This is a genomic window from Microbacterium yannicii PS01, from assembly GCF_000304335.1.
GTDB classification, from domain to species: Bacteria; Actinomycetota; Actinomycetes; order Actinomycetales; family Microbacteriaceae; genus Microbacterium; species Microbacterium yannicii_A.
On sequence record NZ_CAJF01000003.1, the window covers coordinates 59,680 to 74,795 of the forward strand.

Below are 15,116 nucleotides of genomic sequence, written 5' to 3' on the forward strand. Positions count from 1 at the left end.
CGCTACCCTCACGCGACCCCGAGCGCCCGGGCGATCACGAGCAGCTGCACCTCGTTCGTGCCCTCGCCGATCTCGAGGATCTTCGAGTCCCGGTAATGGCGGGCGACGGGGTACTCGTTCATGAAGCCGTTGCCGCCGAAGACCTGCGTGGCGTCGCGCGCGTTGTCCATCGCGGCGTCGCTCGCGGTCAGCTTGGCGATCGCCGCCTCGGTCTTGAAGGGCTTGCCGGCGTCGCGCAGACGCGCGGCGTGATGCCAAGCGAGCCGTGCGACGTGCACACGCTGCTGCATGCGCGCCAGGAGGAACTGGATGCCCTGCCGACCCGAGAGCGCTTCGCCGAACACCGTGCGCTTCTGGGCGTAGTCCACGGCCGCCTCCAGGCACCCCTCCGCGGCGCCCACCGAGAGCGCCGCGATCGCGATGCGTCCCTCGTCGAGGATGTGGAGGAAGTTGGCGAACCCGCGCCCGCGCTCGCCGAGCAGGTTCGCCTCCGGCACGCGGGCGTCTTGGAAGGTGAGCGGATGCGTGTCGGACGCGCGCCAGCCGACCTTGTCATAGCCGGGCTCGACGGTGAATCCCGGCGTGCCGTGCGGCACGACAATCGTGGAGATCTCCTTGCGCCCCTCCCGCTCCCCCGTCACGGCGGTGACGGTCACGAAGCGGGTGATGGCGGTGCCCGAGTTCGTGATGAACTGCTTCGATCCGTTGATCACCCACTGTCCGCCCTCGAGTCTCGCGGTGGTCCGGGTGGCTCCGGCATCGGAACCCGCCTCCGGCTCGGTCAGGCCGAAACCGGCGAGCGCGCGCCCGGCGAGGAGGTCGGGAAGGAGCTCGCGCTTCTGCTCCTCGGTCCCGAACCGGAAGACCGGCATCGCCCCGAGGCTCACTCCCGCCTCGAGCGTGATGGCGATCGACTGGTCGACGCGTCCGAGCGCCTCGATGGCGAGGCACAGCGCGAAGTAGTCGCCGCCCTGCCCGCCGTACTCCTCGGGGAACGGCAGGCCGAACAGTCCCAGCTCGCCCATCTGCGCGACGACGTCCATCGGCAGCGTGTGCGTCCGGTCCGCCTCATACGAGCGCGGCGCGACGACCTCGTCGGCGAACGCGCGCACCATCCCGGCGAGCTCCCGCTCGTCCTCGGTCAGGGCGTAGGTCCCGTAGTTGTCCATGATGCTCCTCGGTGGGTCAGGAGGGGGAAGGCGTCGCTGTTTCGTGGGCGGCCGCCGGGGATTCGGGGGAAGACGCGGTCACATGGGCGAGCACCTGATCGCGACGGACCTGGTCGCCGACGGCGATGTCGAACCGGACGACTCCTCCATGGGGTGCGACGACCGGGTGCTCCATCTTCATCGCCTCGATGGTCACGATGCGGTCGCCCGCCGCCACGGTGTCGCCGGGCGCGGCGTGCAATGCGACCACGGCTCCGGGCATCGGGGCCCGCAGCTCGGGATCGGTGGCGGTCGCGTCGCGCTCCCGCGCAGCGAGCCGTCGCTCCATCGCCTGACGGCGGGTCAGCGGGCGAAGCCGATGGGCGGCGCCCTCGGCGTGCACCCAGAGCCAGCCGTCGGCGTCGACGGCCGACACCGCACCGCCGGGGAGGGCACGCCCGATGGCCCGGTCTTCGCGCGGGCGTGTGCCCACCGAGACGACCGGCCCGTCATCACCGGGCATCGGCGCCGACACGAGCTCGCCGGCATCCGTCTCGAACGTGCACGTCACGGGGGCGGCCGGCCCACCGGGTCGCCAGCCGCTGCCCGAGCGCCACAGCGCGCTCGCGAACTCCCGCGACCGGTGAGACGTCACTCCCGCGACGAGACCGTGCACGCCCGCCGGACTCCCGTCACGGGGATTCCGTCGCGCGAACAGGGCGGCGGCGCCGAGCACCCCGGGGCCGGGCGTGGGAGCCGTGAACGGCGGCAGCCGGTCGATGAGGCCAGTGTCCATGTCACCGGCCCGGACGGCGGCGTCGTCGAGCAGCGACCGCAGGAAGGCGATGTTGGTGTCGACGCCGAGCACGACGGTGCCGGCGAGCGCGGTGTCGAGGCGCTCCAGCGCCTCCGCGCGATCGGCGCCGTGGGCGATGACCTTGGCGATCATCGGGTCGTAGTCGGACGACACGACACTGCCCGACTCCACCGCGGCATCCGTCCTCGCCGCCGAGGCCGCGCGCCACACGAGCACGTCGCCGGTGGCGGGGAGGAATCCGCGCTCCGGGTTCTCGGCGTACACGCGGGCCTCGATGGCGTGGCCCGCCAGTCGGATGTCGTCCTGTGCGAGCGCGAGGCGCTCACCCGCGGCGACACGGAGCTGCTGCTCGACGAGATCCACGCCGGTGACCAGCTCTGTCACCGGGTGCTCGACCTGCAGACGCGTGTTCATCTCGATGAAGAAGAACTCGTCCGGCCGGTCCGCGGCCACCAGGAACTCCACGGTCCCGGCGCCGCGATAATCGACCGATGACGCGGCCGCGCACGCCGCCGCGCCCAGGCGGGCCCGCGTCGCGACGTCGACGACCGGCGACGGCGCTTCTTCGATCACCTTCTGGTGCCGGCGCTGCAGCGTGCACTCCCGCTCGCCGAGGTGGATGACGCCGTGCGCGTCGGCGAGCACCTGCACCTCGATGTGGCGCGGCCGCTCGATCAGCCGCTCCAGCAGCAGGGCGTCGTCGCCGAACGCCGCCCCGGCGACTCGCCGCGCGGTAGCCAGCGCCGCAGCGAGATCGGCCGGCCCGCGCACCACCTGCATGCCCTTCCCGCCGCCGCCGGCGGACGGCTTCACCAGCAGCGGATACCCGGTCGCCTCAGCGGCGGCCGCGATCTCGTCATCCGTCATCGCTCGGCCGTCGTCGTGCACGGCATTGAAGCCGGGAACGGTCGGCACGCCATGCGCCTCGACGTGCTGCTTGGCGCGGATCTTGTCGCCCATGACCTCGAGGGCACGCTCCCCGGGACCGATGAACACCACGCCGGCCGCTGCGCACGCGCGCGCGAACGCCGCGTTCTCGGAGAGGAAGCCGTAGCCGGGGTGGACGGCCTGGGAGCCCGTCTCGCGGACGGCACGCAGGACGGCGTCGATGTCGAGATAGGAGGCCGTGGCGGCAGCCGGGCCGATCCGCACGGCGACGTCGGCGTCGCGGACGTGCGGCGCGCCGGCATCGGCATCGCTGTAGACCGCGACCGAGCGGATGCCGAGGCGGCGCAGCGTGCGGATCACCCGCCGCGCGATCTCGCCGCGGTTGGCGACCAGCACGGTCTCGAAGAGGGGGGCGCTCATCGGGTCACATCCGGAAGACGCCGAAGCGCTGGTCGGGCAGCGGAGTGCGCGAGACGACGTCCAACGCGAGTCCGAGCAGGTCGCGGGTGTCCAGCGGATCGACGATGCCGTCGTCCCACAGCCGCGCGGTGGCATAGAACGGGTTGCCCTGCTCCTCGTACCGCTCGCGGATCGGCGCCTCGAACGCGGCCTGCTCCTCGGCAGGCCACTCCTCTCCGCGCGCCTCGAGCTGGTCGCGCTTGACGGTCGACAGCACCGAGGCGGCCTGCGGCCCGCCCATCACCGAGATGCGGCTGGCGGGCCAGGTCCACAGGAACCGCGGCGAGTACGCGCGCCCGCACATCGAGTAGTTGCCGGCTCCGAACGACCCCCCGATGACGACCGTCAGCTTGGGCACACGGGTGGTGGCGACGGCCGTCACCATCTTCGCGCCGTCCTTGGCGATGCCGCCGGCCTCGGCGTCCCTGCCGACCATGAACCCCGAGATGTTCTGGAGGAACAGCAGCGGTACTCCGCGCTGATCGCACAGCTCGATAAAGTGCGCGCCCTTCTGCGCCGACTCGCTGAACAGCACGCCGTTGTTCGCCACGATCCCGACGGGGTGGCCGTGGATGCGCGCGAACCCGGTCACGAGCGTGTCGCCGTACTCGCGCTTGAACTCGTGGAACGCGCTCGCGTCCACGAGACGGGCGATGACCTCTCTGACGTCGTAGGGCTGGTTGACGTCGACCGGCACGACGCCGTACAGCTCTGAAGGGTCCGCGGTGGGCGGCACCGTCGGCTGGACGTCCCACGCCGGCGCTTCGGGAGCCGGAAGCGTGGCGACGATGTCGCGCACGATCTCGAGTGCGTGCTCGTCGTCCTCCGCGAGATGGTCGACGACGCCAGACCGGCGCGCGTGCAGCTCTCCGCCGCCGAGCTCCTCTGCCGTCACGACCTCGCCGATCGCCGCCTTCACCAGTGGCGGACCGCCGAGGAAGATCGTGCCCTGGCCGCGGACGATGACCGTCTCGTCGCTCATCGCGGGGACGTAGGCGCCGCCCGCTGTGCACGAGCCGAGGACGGCCGCGATCTGCGGGATGCGCGCCGCGGACAGGCGGGCCTGGTTGTAGAAGATCCGGCCGAAGTGATCGCGATCAGGGAAGACCTCGTCCTGCATCGGCAGGAAGGCGCCGCCCGAGTCCACGAGGTAGATGCACGGGAGCCGGTTCTCGAGCGCGATCTCCTGCGCCCGCAGATGCTTCTTGACCGTAAGCGGATAGTACGTCCCGCCCTTGACGGTCGCATCGTTGCACACCACGAGCACGTGGCGGCCGTGGACGAGCCCGATCCCGGCGATGACCCCGGCCGCTGGCGCGTCTCCTCCGTAGAGCCCCTCGGCGGCGAGCGGGGCGATCTCGAGGAACGGACTTCCCTCGTCGAGCAGACGCGTCACGCGCTCGCGGGGCAGCAGCTTGCCGCGGGCGACATGACGTTCGCGCGATGCCACCGGACCGCCCAGCGATGCCTCCGCGATCCGCTGTCGCAGCCGCTCCGCCAGTGCACGCTGGGCGTCGCGTGTGCGCGTGAACGCCTCGTCGTGTGCTGCTGCGGTGGCCGGCACGCTCATCTCGTCTCCCTCGCACATCGCCGTCGACGTCACGATCGGGTCACGCCCGTTGTCCGAGCAGGACCGCATTGGTTAGTGTTCACTAACTGGAGTTCAGGTTAGCGAGGATTAACTGGAATGACAAGCGGTGCGACGGATCGGGAGCGGGCGAAAGCCGACCGGCACGCGGCGATCCTGCACGAGGCGGCCACGCTCTTCGCCGAGCGCGGCTTCAGCGGGGTGAGCCTGGAAGAAATCGGCGGAGCGGTCGGCATCAGCGGACCGGCCCTGTACCGCCACTTCGCCAACAAGCAGGCGCTCCTTGGGGCGATCCTGGTCGAAGTGAGCGAACGTCTCCTCTCCGGCGGTCGCGCCGTCCTCGCCGCGCACGCGTCGCCGGGCGCTCGACTCGAGGCGCTCATCGACTTCCACGTCGCTTTCGCCCTGCGCGACGCCGATGTCATTCGCGTGCAGGACCGGGACCTCGCCAGCCTGAGCGATGAGGACCGCCATACCGTGCGACGACTGCAGCGAGAGTACGTAGAGGTGTGGATCGGCATCCTTTCCGCCCTGCACCCTGCACGCGACCCGGACGACCTGCGCGTGCGGGCTCACGCGTGCTTCGGACTCATCAACTCCACGCCCCACAGCGTCCGCGCGCTGCGCTCCCCCGGCGGGCACGATGTCCGCGGCATCCTCCGATCGATGGCGCACGCCTCGCTGACGGCCTGAGCCCGGGTGGCCCTACGCTGGATCCACGATGACGGGGCGGGGCGAGATGGGCGAGCAGGGCGAGCGGAATCGTGACGACAACGCGGGAGCCGACCTGGCCTCACGGCGCGACTTCCTGAAGTTCGGCGGCATCGCCGCCGCGGGCCTCGTGGTCGGCGGTGGTGTCGGCGCCGGTGCCGCCGGATCTCTCGCCTACGGTCAGGGATACCGCGAGGGCTCGATCGACATCGGAGCCGTACCCGCGCGGTCGGAGCCCGGGTTCGACCACGTCGTGGTCGTCATGGGAGAGAACCGCAGCTTCGACAATCTGCTCGGCTGGCTCTACCAGCCCGGAGACCTCGCCGACGGCGAGACCTTCGACGGCCTGGCCTTCGGGGACTATGCGAACCCGGCGCCCAGCGGCGAGAGCATCGCCGCGCACACCTACACCGGTCCGACGGACGAGGTGATGGGGCGGCCCAATCCCGACCCCGGCGAGGAGTTCCCGCACGTCAACACCCAGCTGTTCGGAACTGTCACGCCGTCCTCGAACGCGACGAGCCAGGTCGGAGACATGGCGGCGCCGTTCAACGCTCCGGCGGCCGGGACCGCGCCGAGCATGGACGGCTTCGTCGTCGACTACTGGAACAACATCGAGCGGCTGCACAAGGGCGCGGCGCCGACACTGGACGAGGCATCCCACATCATGGGCGGGTTCTCGCCCGAACAGCTGCCCGTCCTCTCCACGCTCGCGAAGGGGTTCGCCGTGTTCGACGCCTGGTTCGCCGCGGTTCCCTCGCAGACGTACTGCAACCGCTCGTTCTTCCACGCCTCGACCTCGCACGGGTTCGTGACCAACAAGCACGGCGGCGGCTACGACAAGTGGCTCGACGCCCCGGCCACCCCTACCATCTTCAATCGCCTGGAAGAGGCCGGCATCGCGTGGAAGATCTACTTCGACGAGATGCAGCTGGTGTCTCTGACAGGCGTCATGCATGCGCCGGTGCTCGAGAAGTACTGGCGCACCGGGCGCTTCGGCCACATGTCGGAGTTCTACGAGGATGCCGCAGCGGGGCGCCTGCCCGCGTACGCCTTCATCGAGCCGCGCATGGTGTACAACCACAACGACTTCCATCCGCCGTTCGGGAGCTTCCGCGAGAGCGACATCGGCGGGCAGCCCGTGCTGGACTCCGCGGTCTCCGACGTGCGCGCGGGAGAGAAGCTCGTGGCCGACGTCTACAACGCCGTCAAGAGCAGCGCGACGCCCGACGGCTCCAACGCGCTGAACACGCTGCTGCTGATCACGTTCGACGAACACGGCGGCACCTATGACCATGTCCCGCCGCCGGCAGCGACGCCACCCGTCGCGGGCGCCGAGCCTGGCGAGATGGGCTTCACGTTCGACCGTCTCGGTCTGCGCGTGCCCGCGATCGCCGTGTCGGCCTACACCCGCGCCGGCACCATCGTCCACGACGAGCTGCACCACGCCGCGGTGATCGCGACCCTCACGCGCCTGCACGGTCTCCGGCCGCTGACGCGGCGGGACGCGGAGGCCGGCGACCTCTTCTCCGTCGTCAATCTCGAGGCGCCGCGCGATCCGGCGACCTGGCCGGTCGTGCACCCCATGTACGTCCCGCCGAATCCGAACGAGGACGAGCAGATCGACCTGAAGGACGGGGCGCACAAGCACAAGCCGCTCAGCCCGCCCGGACGCGGACTGCTGGGACTCCTGCTCGCCAAGTACGCGCCGTCCGGTGCCGTCGAGCCCGAGACGTACGCCGAGGCCTATGACGTGCTGCAGAACCACGGGCTGGGGCTGTTCTATCCGAAGGACTCCTGACAAGTCCGCAGCCCCCGCCTGCGCTCTGATCAGCGCAGCAGCATCGCGCGGCCGGGCTCGCGCAGCACGTCCGCGACGTCTGCGAGGAAGCGCGACCCCTGCTCGCCGTCGACCAGACGGTGATCGAACGACAGGGCCAGTGTCATGACGTCGCGCAGCGCGATCTCGCCTCGGTGCTCCCACGGCTGGCGCCGCACCGCGCCGAGCGCGAGGATCCCCGCCTCCCCCGGATTGATGATCGGGGTGCCGGCGTCGACGCCGAACACGCCCACGTTCGTGATCGAGAACGTGCCGCCCATCATGTCGCCCGGTGTGGTCTTGCCCGCCCGCGCCGTCTCAGCGAGACCGCGGATGGCGTCCGCGAGCTCGACCAGGGTGAGGTCCTGCGCGTCGCGGATGTTCGGGACCACCAGGCCGCGGCCCGTAGCCGCCGCGATGCCGAGGTTGACGTAGTGGTGCTCCACGATCTCCCCGGCCCCGTCGTCCCACCGCGAGTTGAGCCCGGGGTGACGCCCCAGCGCGAGGCAGACGGCCTTCGCCGCGACGGCGAGGACGCCGATCTTGTGGTCCTGCAGGGAGCGGTCGTTCTTCAGGGAGGCGATCAGCTCGGTCGTCGCCGTCACGTCGGCCGTCAGGAACACCGTCACATGAGGAGCGGTGAACGCGCTGCTCACCATCGCCTCGGCGGTGAGCTTCCGCACCCCGCGGATGGGTGTCCGCGTGGTGCGCTCGCCCGATCCCCCGCGCTGAGTCGCGGTCGCCGGCGCCGGATCGACGGCCTCGGTCGCTCCAGCCGACGACGGCGCTGTCGCACCGACGCGCGCCGCATAAGCCTCGACATCCGAACGCGTGATGATCCCCGACGCGCCGGTCGCCTCGATCAGCGCGAGGTCCACGCCGAGCTGCTTGGCGAGCTTGCGCACCGGGGGCGTGGAGCGTGGTCGCTCGATGGGCCGCTCGGTGATGTCGCCGAACTGGATCGCGTCGTGCGGAGCCGCTTCGAGCACGGCGGTGTCGGACGGGGCGGGGCGCCCGGCGACCGCGCGTGATCGACGCTGCGGCCGTGCCGCGCCTCGAGGGGCGGCACCGTAGCCGACGAGGTTCGGCTCCGCTTTGGCGGGCTCGGCCTCCGGCGCAGCCGATGCCGGTGCAGCGGTCGCCGCGGGAGCCTCAGCAGCTGCGGGCGTCGGTGCCGCGGCATCCGCCCCTTGCGTGTCGAACGAGATCAGCACCGAGCCCACCGCGATGACATCCCCCGCGGCGGCGTGCAGCGCCGTGACGGTGCCCGCGTGCGGCGAGGGGAGTTCGACGACGGCTTTCGCGGTCTCGACCTCGGCGATGGTCTGGTTGAGCGCGACCTCGTCGCCCTCGGCGACAAGCCATTGCACGAGTTCCGCCTCGGGAAGCCCTTCACCCAGGTCGGGGAGCCGGAAGTCCTGGATCATGCCCACCTCTCCGCTCCCTTCATCGCCGTCCGCTTCGCGGCCGGGTCGCCCGCGCTCACGCTTCCACTCCGCTCATCGCCGTCCGCTTCGCGGCCGGGTCGCCCGCGCTCACGCTTCCACCAGGCCGGACAGGCTGTTCGGCCGGTCCATCACGCGGTCGACGGCATCGAGGATGCGGTCGAGATCAGGAACGTGGTGCTTCTCGAGCTTTGCGGGCGGATAGGGGATGTCGTGACCGGTGACGCGCTGCGGGGCGGCCTCGAGATAGTGGAAGCAGCGCTCGGTGACGCTCGCGATCAGCTCGGCGCCGACCCCCGCCTCGCGGGCCGCCTCGTGCGTGACGACGACGCGTCCGGTCTTGCGCACCGACGCCGTGACCGTGCGGTAGTCGACAGGAGAGAGCGAGCGCAGGTCGATGACCTCGATCGACACGCCCTCGTCCTCCGCTGCGGTCGCGGCGTCGAGGGCGATCGAAACCTGCGAGCCGTAGGTGAGCAGCGTGACGTCGCTGCCTTCCCGCACGACCCGCGCCAATCCCATCGGCGGCGCGTCCGCCAGCTGCAGGTCGAGGTCCACCTCGCCCTTGGTGTGGTAGAGCCGCTTGGGCTCGAAGTACACCACCGGGTCGTCCGACGCGATCGCCTGCCGGAGCGCCACATACGCATCCTGGGGGTTCGAGACGGCGATCACGCGCAGCCCCGACGTGTGCACGAAGTACGCCTCCGGCGATTCGGAGTGGTGCTCCGCGGCGCCCACGCCGCCTGCCCAGGGGATGCGGATCGTGATCGGCATCTTGACGTTGCCGCGCGTGCGGTAGTGGAGCTTCGCCACCTGACACACGATCTGGTCGAACGCGGGGTACACGAAGCCGTCGAACTGGATCTCGACGACGGGGCGGTAGCCGCGGAAGGCGAGGCCCACGGCGGTGCCGACGATGCCCGCCTCGGCGAGGGGGGTGTCGATGACCCGCTGGGCGCCGAACTGGTCGAGCAGCCCGTCGGTGATGCGGAACACGCCTCCGAGCTTTCCGATGTCCTCGCCCATCACGAGCACCTTGGGGTCGTCGGCCATCGCGCGGCGCAGGCCCTCGTTGATGGCCTTCGCCATGGTGAGCTGGGTCATCGTGCCTCTCCCACGGTCGCGGCCTCGGCGGGCGCGAAGCCGTCCAGGTAGGCGCCGAACCAGGCGCGCTGCTCGTCCAGCCCGGCATGCGGCTCGGCATAGACGTTGTCGAGCACGGTGAGGGGCTCGCGTGTGACGGCTCCCATCGCCGCAGCGCGCACCTCGGCGGCGAGCGCGTCCGCGTCGGCGGCGACAGCCGCCTCGAAGGCGTCGTCGAACTCGCCCTCCGCGCGCAGCAGCGCCTCGACGCGGGCGATCGGGTCACGCCGGCGCCAGCTCTCCACCTCTTCCTTGTCCCGGTAGCGGGTCGGGTCGTCGGACGTCGTGTGAGGGCCCATGCGATACGTGACGGCTTCGATGAAGGCCGGTCCGTTGCCGCGGCGAGCGTTGTCGAGGGCCCAGCGCATCGCGGCGAGGCACGCCAGGACGTCGTTGCCGTCGACGCGCATGCTCGGGATGCCGAATCCCGGCGCCCGCCCGGCGATCGGGAACTTCGCCTGGACGGCGACCGGCTCCGAGATCGCCCAGTGGTTGTTGGTGCACACGAACACGGTGGGAGCGCGGAAGGAGGATGCGAAGACCATGGCCTCGTTCACGTCGCCCTGGCTGGAGGCTCCGTCGCCGAAGTACGAGACGGCCGCCTGGTCGGTGCCGTCGCGCTGGATCCCCATCGCGTAGCCGACCGCATGAAGGGTCTGCGCGCCGATGATGATCTGCTGCGTCGCGGTGTTGATCTCGTACGGGTTGTAGGTGGAGTGCTCCTCGCCGCGCCAGGCCAGCACGAAGTCAGCCGGCCGGGCGCCGCGGGCGTAGACGACACCCGTCTCGCGATAGCTGGGGAAGACGAAGTCGTCGGCTCGGAGCGCGCGAGCCGTGCCGATCTGCGTGGCCTCCTGCCCCTGGCACGGCGGCCACAGTGCGAGCTGTCCCTGGCGCTGGAGGGCGACGCCCTCGGTGTCGATCCGGCGCACCAGCACCATGTCGCGGTACAGATCCCGCAGCGCGGCGGCGTCGACGTCCTTCACCCAGCGGTCCAGGTCCGGGTCGGCGATGCGCTCGCCGGCGGGTGTCAGCAGCCGTGCGATGTCGTCGATCTCGGTCGCGGGGTCCGCGGTCGGAGTCAGGGTGTGCGTCATCGTCATCACTCCTCGGTACGGAGCTCCCTCGTGAGGAGCCGCATCCAATGCCCGGCGTCGTCGCCGGATAGCCCGAGAGTACGTCGGCTCCGCACATGGCTCAAGCATGCGAGAAGTTCTTGAGCATGTTGACAAGCAAGGACGAGCAGGACCGTGCTATCGTTTCGCACTATGAGCGCTCTCGATCACGTCGACTTGGAGCTGCTGGCAGCACTCTCCGCCGACCCCCGCGCCACCGTCGTCGCGCTCGCCGAGCGGCTGGGACTGTCGCGCAACACAGTGCAGGCCCGCATGGCGCGGCTCGAGCGCTCCGGCGTCTTCCTCTCGTACGAGCGGGCGATCTCGTCAGCCGCGCTGGGCTTCCCGATCGAGGCGTTCGTGAGCGTCACCGTGCGGCAGGCCGAGCTTCCGCGCATCGCCGACGAGCTCGCCCGCGTGCCCGAGGTCGTGCAGGCCCACGGCCTGTCGGGTCAGGTCGATCTGCTGGTGCGCGTCGCCTGCCGCGACACCCAGCACCTGTTCGACACCGACGCCCGCATCCTCGCGATCGAGGGCGTCGAGCGCACCGAGACGTCGCTGGTGATGGGCGAGGTCATCCCCCACCGCGTCACGCCGCTCATGGAGCTGGCGCAGCGGGACTAGACGAGGCTCGAGCCGTCGCCCGGTCGCCCGATGAGGCGTCGGCCCGCACGAGGATGACGCCGACGAGGATGAGCGCGCCGCCGGCGAACTGGATCGGGGCGGGAACCTCACTGAGGAACAGCCACGCGAAGCCGAGGGCGAAGAGCACCTCCGACAGCCCGACGAACGACGCCACGCGTGAGCCGATGAGCGGCACCGCCATGACCCCGAACGCGTACCCCAGGGTCGTCGCGATCCCGGCGACCCAGAGCATGGGCACGAACCACGGCACCTCCGCCCCGGCGAGCACCACGGTGACCGGCGGAGCGATGAAGGGCATGATCCCGGTGAGGCACAGCACACCCATGACGAGGGCACCGGCGAGCAGTCCGCTCGCTGCGAGCGCGAGCGGAGGAAGGTCGTCGCCGGCGCGCTCCGAGATGACGAAGTACGCGCAGACGCACACGGCCGCAGCGAGCGCGAACAGGGTTCCCAGCAGGTCGAACGAGGCTCCCGAGACGTCGACCACGAGGACGAGCCCGATGATCGCCACCGCCGAGCCCCACAGCACGAGCGCCGAGGGGGACCTCCTCGTCCGTATCCACACCAGTGCGACGAGCATGACCGGCGCGAGGTATTGGATCAGCAGGGCCACGGCCACCGGCATCCGCTGCATGGCCGAGAAGAAGAAGAGCTGGCATCCGAGAACGGGCATGAGACCGAAGCCGGCGATCAGTCGCCAGTTCCGCCAGAGGAACGATCGCTGGCGCCGGATGGCGAGGAACAGCGCGGGCGAGAGCACCAGCCCGGCGATCCCCATCCGCATGAGCAGGGCGGCGCCGAGGGACCATCCCGCTTCGAGAAGGGGCTTGACGAAAGGGCCGCTGGACGAGAACGCCAGTGCCGACACGACGCCGAGGAAGAGGCCGGTGGTGCGCATCCGCGCTGTCGAGCCGGGCATGGCCACCACCGGGAGGACCGGGATCGGTGCGGTCGGAGCAGACATGGGCGTCATCCGGCTGTCAGGGGTGAATGGTGCTTACACTGGTGACAGTATCGAAGCGGATGTCAGGAGTCAACATGGTCTTCATTCATGACACGAAGCAGAATCTGGAAGCCGCGGTATACCTCGTGAACACGCTGCCCGGCTTCGACGGGGTCGACACCCTGACCACGCTGGCGGACTTCGACGCCTACCTCGCGGTCAACCCCTACACCGGAGTGATCCGGCGCGACGAGGCCGAGCTCTCCGCCGTGCGCGACGTGCGCGACCGGCTGCGGGAGTTGTGGAACGTCGACCGTGGCGGCGCCGTGCCGCTCGTGAACGCGATGCTCGAGGACGGCAAGGCGCTCCCCCGCCTCGTGATCCACGACGGCTTCGACTGGCACATCCATGCCACGAGCGACGACTCCCCTCTGGCCACCCGCGTCCTGGTGGAGGCGGCGATGGCATTCGTCGATGTCATCCGCGCCGATGAGTACGACCGTGTGCGCGTGTGCGCCGCGGACGACTGCGAGAGCGTCTACGTCGACTACTCGAAGAACGGCTCGAAGCGCTACTGCGACACCGGCAACTGCGGCAACCGCATGAACGTCAACGCCTACCGGCGTCGGAAGGCGCGAGAAACCGTGTGATCGCGTCGGCCGCGGCGGCCGGCGTCTCGTAGTGGATGAGGTGCCCGACGTCGGGGATCTCGATCAGGCGCGCATCGGAGAACATCTTCGCGAGGCGCCGCTCCGCCTCGATGGGGGTGATGTCGTCGCGCTGGGCCGCGATCAGCAGCGTGGGCTGCGCTATGCGCGGAGCGAAGGCGCGCACGTCGTGCGACACGGACGTGACGAAGGAGTCGTGCAGCACATCGCGATCGGCGAAGCGGGAGAAGTACGTGTCGTGCTGGTCGTGGACGAACCGACGGATGCCGGGGTCGCGGGTCTTCGCCATCGACACGCTCATCACCCGCACGATCAGCCCGTTGCGCAGGAGCGCATCCCCCCAGCGCCGAGGCAGGCGCGCGCCGGCCCAGTAGTAGAAGACCGCCAGCCGCGTGAGAAGGCCCCGCGGGCCCTCGAGCGCGGGCGCGCCGATCGGATTCACCAGGATCACGCGGGGCGTCTGAAGCCCCCCGGCGACCGCGGCCGCCACCACGATCGATCCGAACGAGTGGCCGAGGATCACCGCGCCCGGCGCGACGGCCGCGGCGAAGTCGGTGAGCCACTCCCGGAAGAGCGAGAGATCGTGCCGTCGCCCGGGCACCGGAGCCGTCTCGCCGAAGCCCGGGAGGTCGGGCGAGATGACGCGGACGCCGGGGAGATGGGCGACCACGGGCTCGAGCCCGTGATGCTCGCCCCGGAACCCGTGGACGGCGACGATCGTGGTCTCGGCGTCGGCGGGCCCGTACTCCCAGTACACCGTCGACCCGCCGAGCACCGCGACCTCGTGACGCGTCACCGGGATCTGCGCGAGCAGGGGGGCGTACGGATTGGTCACGGGCACCCGTCGAGTCTACGAGGCTGCGGCGGAGAGCCTCCGTGCCCATGTCGGACGCCCCACATACCGTGAGCGGCATGAGACGGATCCGGGCTGATCATCGCGACGATCCGTTCCTGAGCCCGTCGGCGAAGGACGCCCCCGAGTGGACGCGAGTGATCGGCGTCTTCGATCTCGAGACCACCGGAATCGACGTGACCTCCGACCGCATCGTGACGGCTCACGTCGGGCTGCTGGATGCCGCGGGCCGCGTCATCAGCGCGCGCGACTGGCTCGCCGATCCCGGTGTCGACATCCCGGAGGGCGCCAGTGCGATCCACGGGATCACCACGGCGCGCGCCCGCGCCGAGGGTCGTCGATCCCGGGATGTCGTGGCCGAGGTCGTCGAGGCGGTGCGCGCGCTGCTGCATGCCGGCATCCCCGTCGTCGCGTACAACGCCCCGTTCGACTTCTCCCTCCTCAAGTCCGAGGCGGTGCGCCACGGTCTCGAGCCGATCGTCGATCCGTTCCCGGTCATCGACCCCCTCGTCGTCGACAAGGCGTACGACCGGTGGCGCCGCGGCAAGCGCACACTGCAGGTCGTCGCCGCCCACTATGCGGTCAGGCTCGACGGCGCGCACGAGGCGGCGGCCGACGCCGCCGCTGCGGGCCGTGTGGCGCAGGCGCTGGCGGAACGGTTCGCGCCCTGGCTTCCGGGCACCGCCCACGAGCTTCACACCCGGCAGATCGCCTGGGCGCGCGCGCAGGCCGCGAGCCTGACCGAGTACTTCATCCAGATCGGACGGCTCGATCCCGACGACCGCGTCGACGGCCGCTGGCCGATCCGCTGAGGCGGACCACTCCGTCGCGAAACGACGAAGACCCCGCCGGACGGCGGGGTCTTCGACAGCGG

The 15,116-nt window shown here is 70.6% G+C and carries 13 protein-coding genes; 5 read left to right on the forward strand and 8 right to left on the reverse strand.

Translation table 11 applies throughout. The annotated features are described in order from the left end of the window. Positions 1-8: 8 nt before the first annotated feature. The 3 genes from WYM_RS02520 to WYM_RS02530 are packed head-to-tail and all read right to left on the reverse strand — an operon-like array spanning position 9 to position 4,882. The gene (locus WYM_RS02520) at positions 9-1,169 is read right to left on the reverse strand and encodes an acyl-CoA dehydrogenase family protein (RefSeq protein ID WP_019179250.1); all 1,161 of its coding nucleotides are present in this window, start codon (positions 1,167-1,169) and stop codon (positions 9-11) included. Positions 1,170-1,185: 16 nt separating this feature from the next. Continuing rightward, positions 1,186-3,273, reverse strand: a complete 2,088-nt coding sequence (locus WYM_RS02525) for an acetyl/propionyl/methylcrotonyl-CoA carboxylase subunit alpha (protein ID WP_019179251.1) — start codon at positions 3,271-3,273, stop codon at positions 1,186-1,188. A 4-nt stretch (positions 3,274-3,277) separates the two neighbouring features. Further along, positions 3,278-4,882 (reverse strand): carboxyl transferase domain-containing protein, encoded by a 1,605-nt coding sequence (locus WYM_RS02530; RefSeq protein WP_026059488.1) that lies wholly within the window; start codon positions 4,880-4,882, stop codon positions 3,278-3,280. A gap of 117 nt (positions 4,883-4,999) precedes the next feature. On the opposite strand from WYM_RS02530, the gene WYM_RS02535 reads away from it, so the two are divergent. Continuing rightward, entirely contained in the window at positions 5,000-5,593 is a 594-nt protein-coding gene (locus WYM_RS02535) for a TetR/AcrR family transcriptional regulator (RefSeq protein ID WP_019179253.1), read from the forward strand. A gap of 28 nt (positions 5,594-5,621) precedes the next feature. Beyond that, a complete protein-coding gene (locus tag WYM_RS02540) occupies positions 5,622-7,412 on the forward strand; it encodes an alkaline phosphatase family protein (protein WP_237739280.1) in 1,791 nt (596 codons plus the stop codon). A gap of 29 nt (positions 7,413-7,441) precedes the next feature. Here WYM_RS02540 and WYM_RS02545 read toward each other — a convergent pair whose 3' ends face one another. From WYM_RS02545 to pdhA, 3 genes are all read right to left on the reverse strand, one after another. Continuing rightward, a complete protein-coding gene (locus WYM_RS02545) occupies positions 7,442-8,857 on the reverse strand; it encodes a dihydrolipoamide acetyltransferase family protein (RefSeq protein ID WP_019179255.1) in 1,416 nt (471 codons plus the stop codon). Positions 8,858-8,965: 108 nt separating this feature from the next. Then, complete coding sequence (locus tag WYM_RS02550) at positions 8,966-9,979, reverse strand: alpha-ketoacid dehydrogenase subunit beta (protein ID WP_019179256.1); 1,014 nt, start codon at positions 9,977-9,979, stop codon at positions 8,966-8,968. Then, on the reverse strand, positions 9,976-11,121 hold the full coding sequence (pdhA, locus tag WYM_RS02555; RefSeq protein ID WP_019179257.1) for a pyruvate dehydrogenase (acetyl-transferring) E1 component subunit alpha: 1,146 nt from the start codon (positions 11,119-11,121) through the stop codon (positions 9,976-9,978). The genes WYM_RS02550 and pdhA overlap by 4 nt, the downstream gene beginning before the upstream one ends. A gap of 165 nt (positions 11,122-11,286) precedes the next feature. Between pdhA and WYM_RS02560 the strand changes: the two genes are divergently transcribed. Next, complete coding sequence (locus tag WYM_RS02560; RefSeq protein WP_019179258.1) at positions 11,287-11,757, forward strand: Lrp/AsnC family transcriptional regulator; 471 nt, start codon at positions 11,287-11,289, stop codon at positions 11,755-11,757. Here the strand turns inward: WYM_RS02560 and WYM_RS02565 are convergent. After that, complete coding sequence (locus WYM_RS02565; protein ID WP_019179259.1) at positions 11,732-12,742, reverse strand: EamA family transporter; 1,011 nt, start codon at positions 12,740-12,742, stop codon at positions 11,732-11,734. The genes WYM_RS02560 and WYM_RS02565 overlap by 26 nt on opposite strands. A 74-nt stretch (positions 12,743-12,816) precedes the next feature. On the opposite strand from WYM_RS02565, the gene WYM_RS02570 reads away from it, so the two are divergent. Next, positions 12,817-13,371, forward strand: a complete 555-nt coding sequence (locus WYM_RS02570) for a CGNR zinc finger domain-containing protein (RefSeq protein ID WP_019179260.1) — start codon at positions 12,817-12,819, stop codon at positions 13,369-13,371. Here WYM_RS02570 and WYM_RS02575 read toward each other — a convergent pair. Then, positions 13,331-14,230 carry an alpha/beta fold hydrolase gene (locus WYM_RS02575; RefSeq protein ID WP_019179261.1) on the reverse strand — a complete coding sequence of 300 codons (900 nt, stop codon included), beginning with the start codon at positions 14,228-14,230 and terminating at the stop codon, positions 13,331-13,333. The two genes, WYM_RS02570 and WYM_RS02575, sit on opposite strands and share 41 nt — an antisense overlap. A gap of 41 nt (positions 14,231-14,271) precedes the next feature. On the opposite strand from WYM_RS02575, the gene WYM_RS02580 reads away from it, so the two are divergent. Further along, entirely contained in the window at positions 14,272-15,054 is a 783-nt protein-coding gene (locus WYM_RS02580; protein ID WP_019179262.1) for an exonuclease domain-containing protein, read from the forward strand. Positions 15,055-15,116 lie beyond the last annotated feature (62 nt).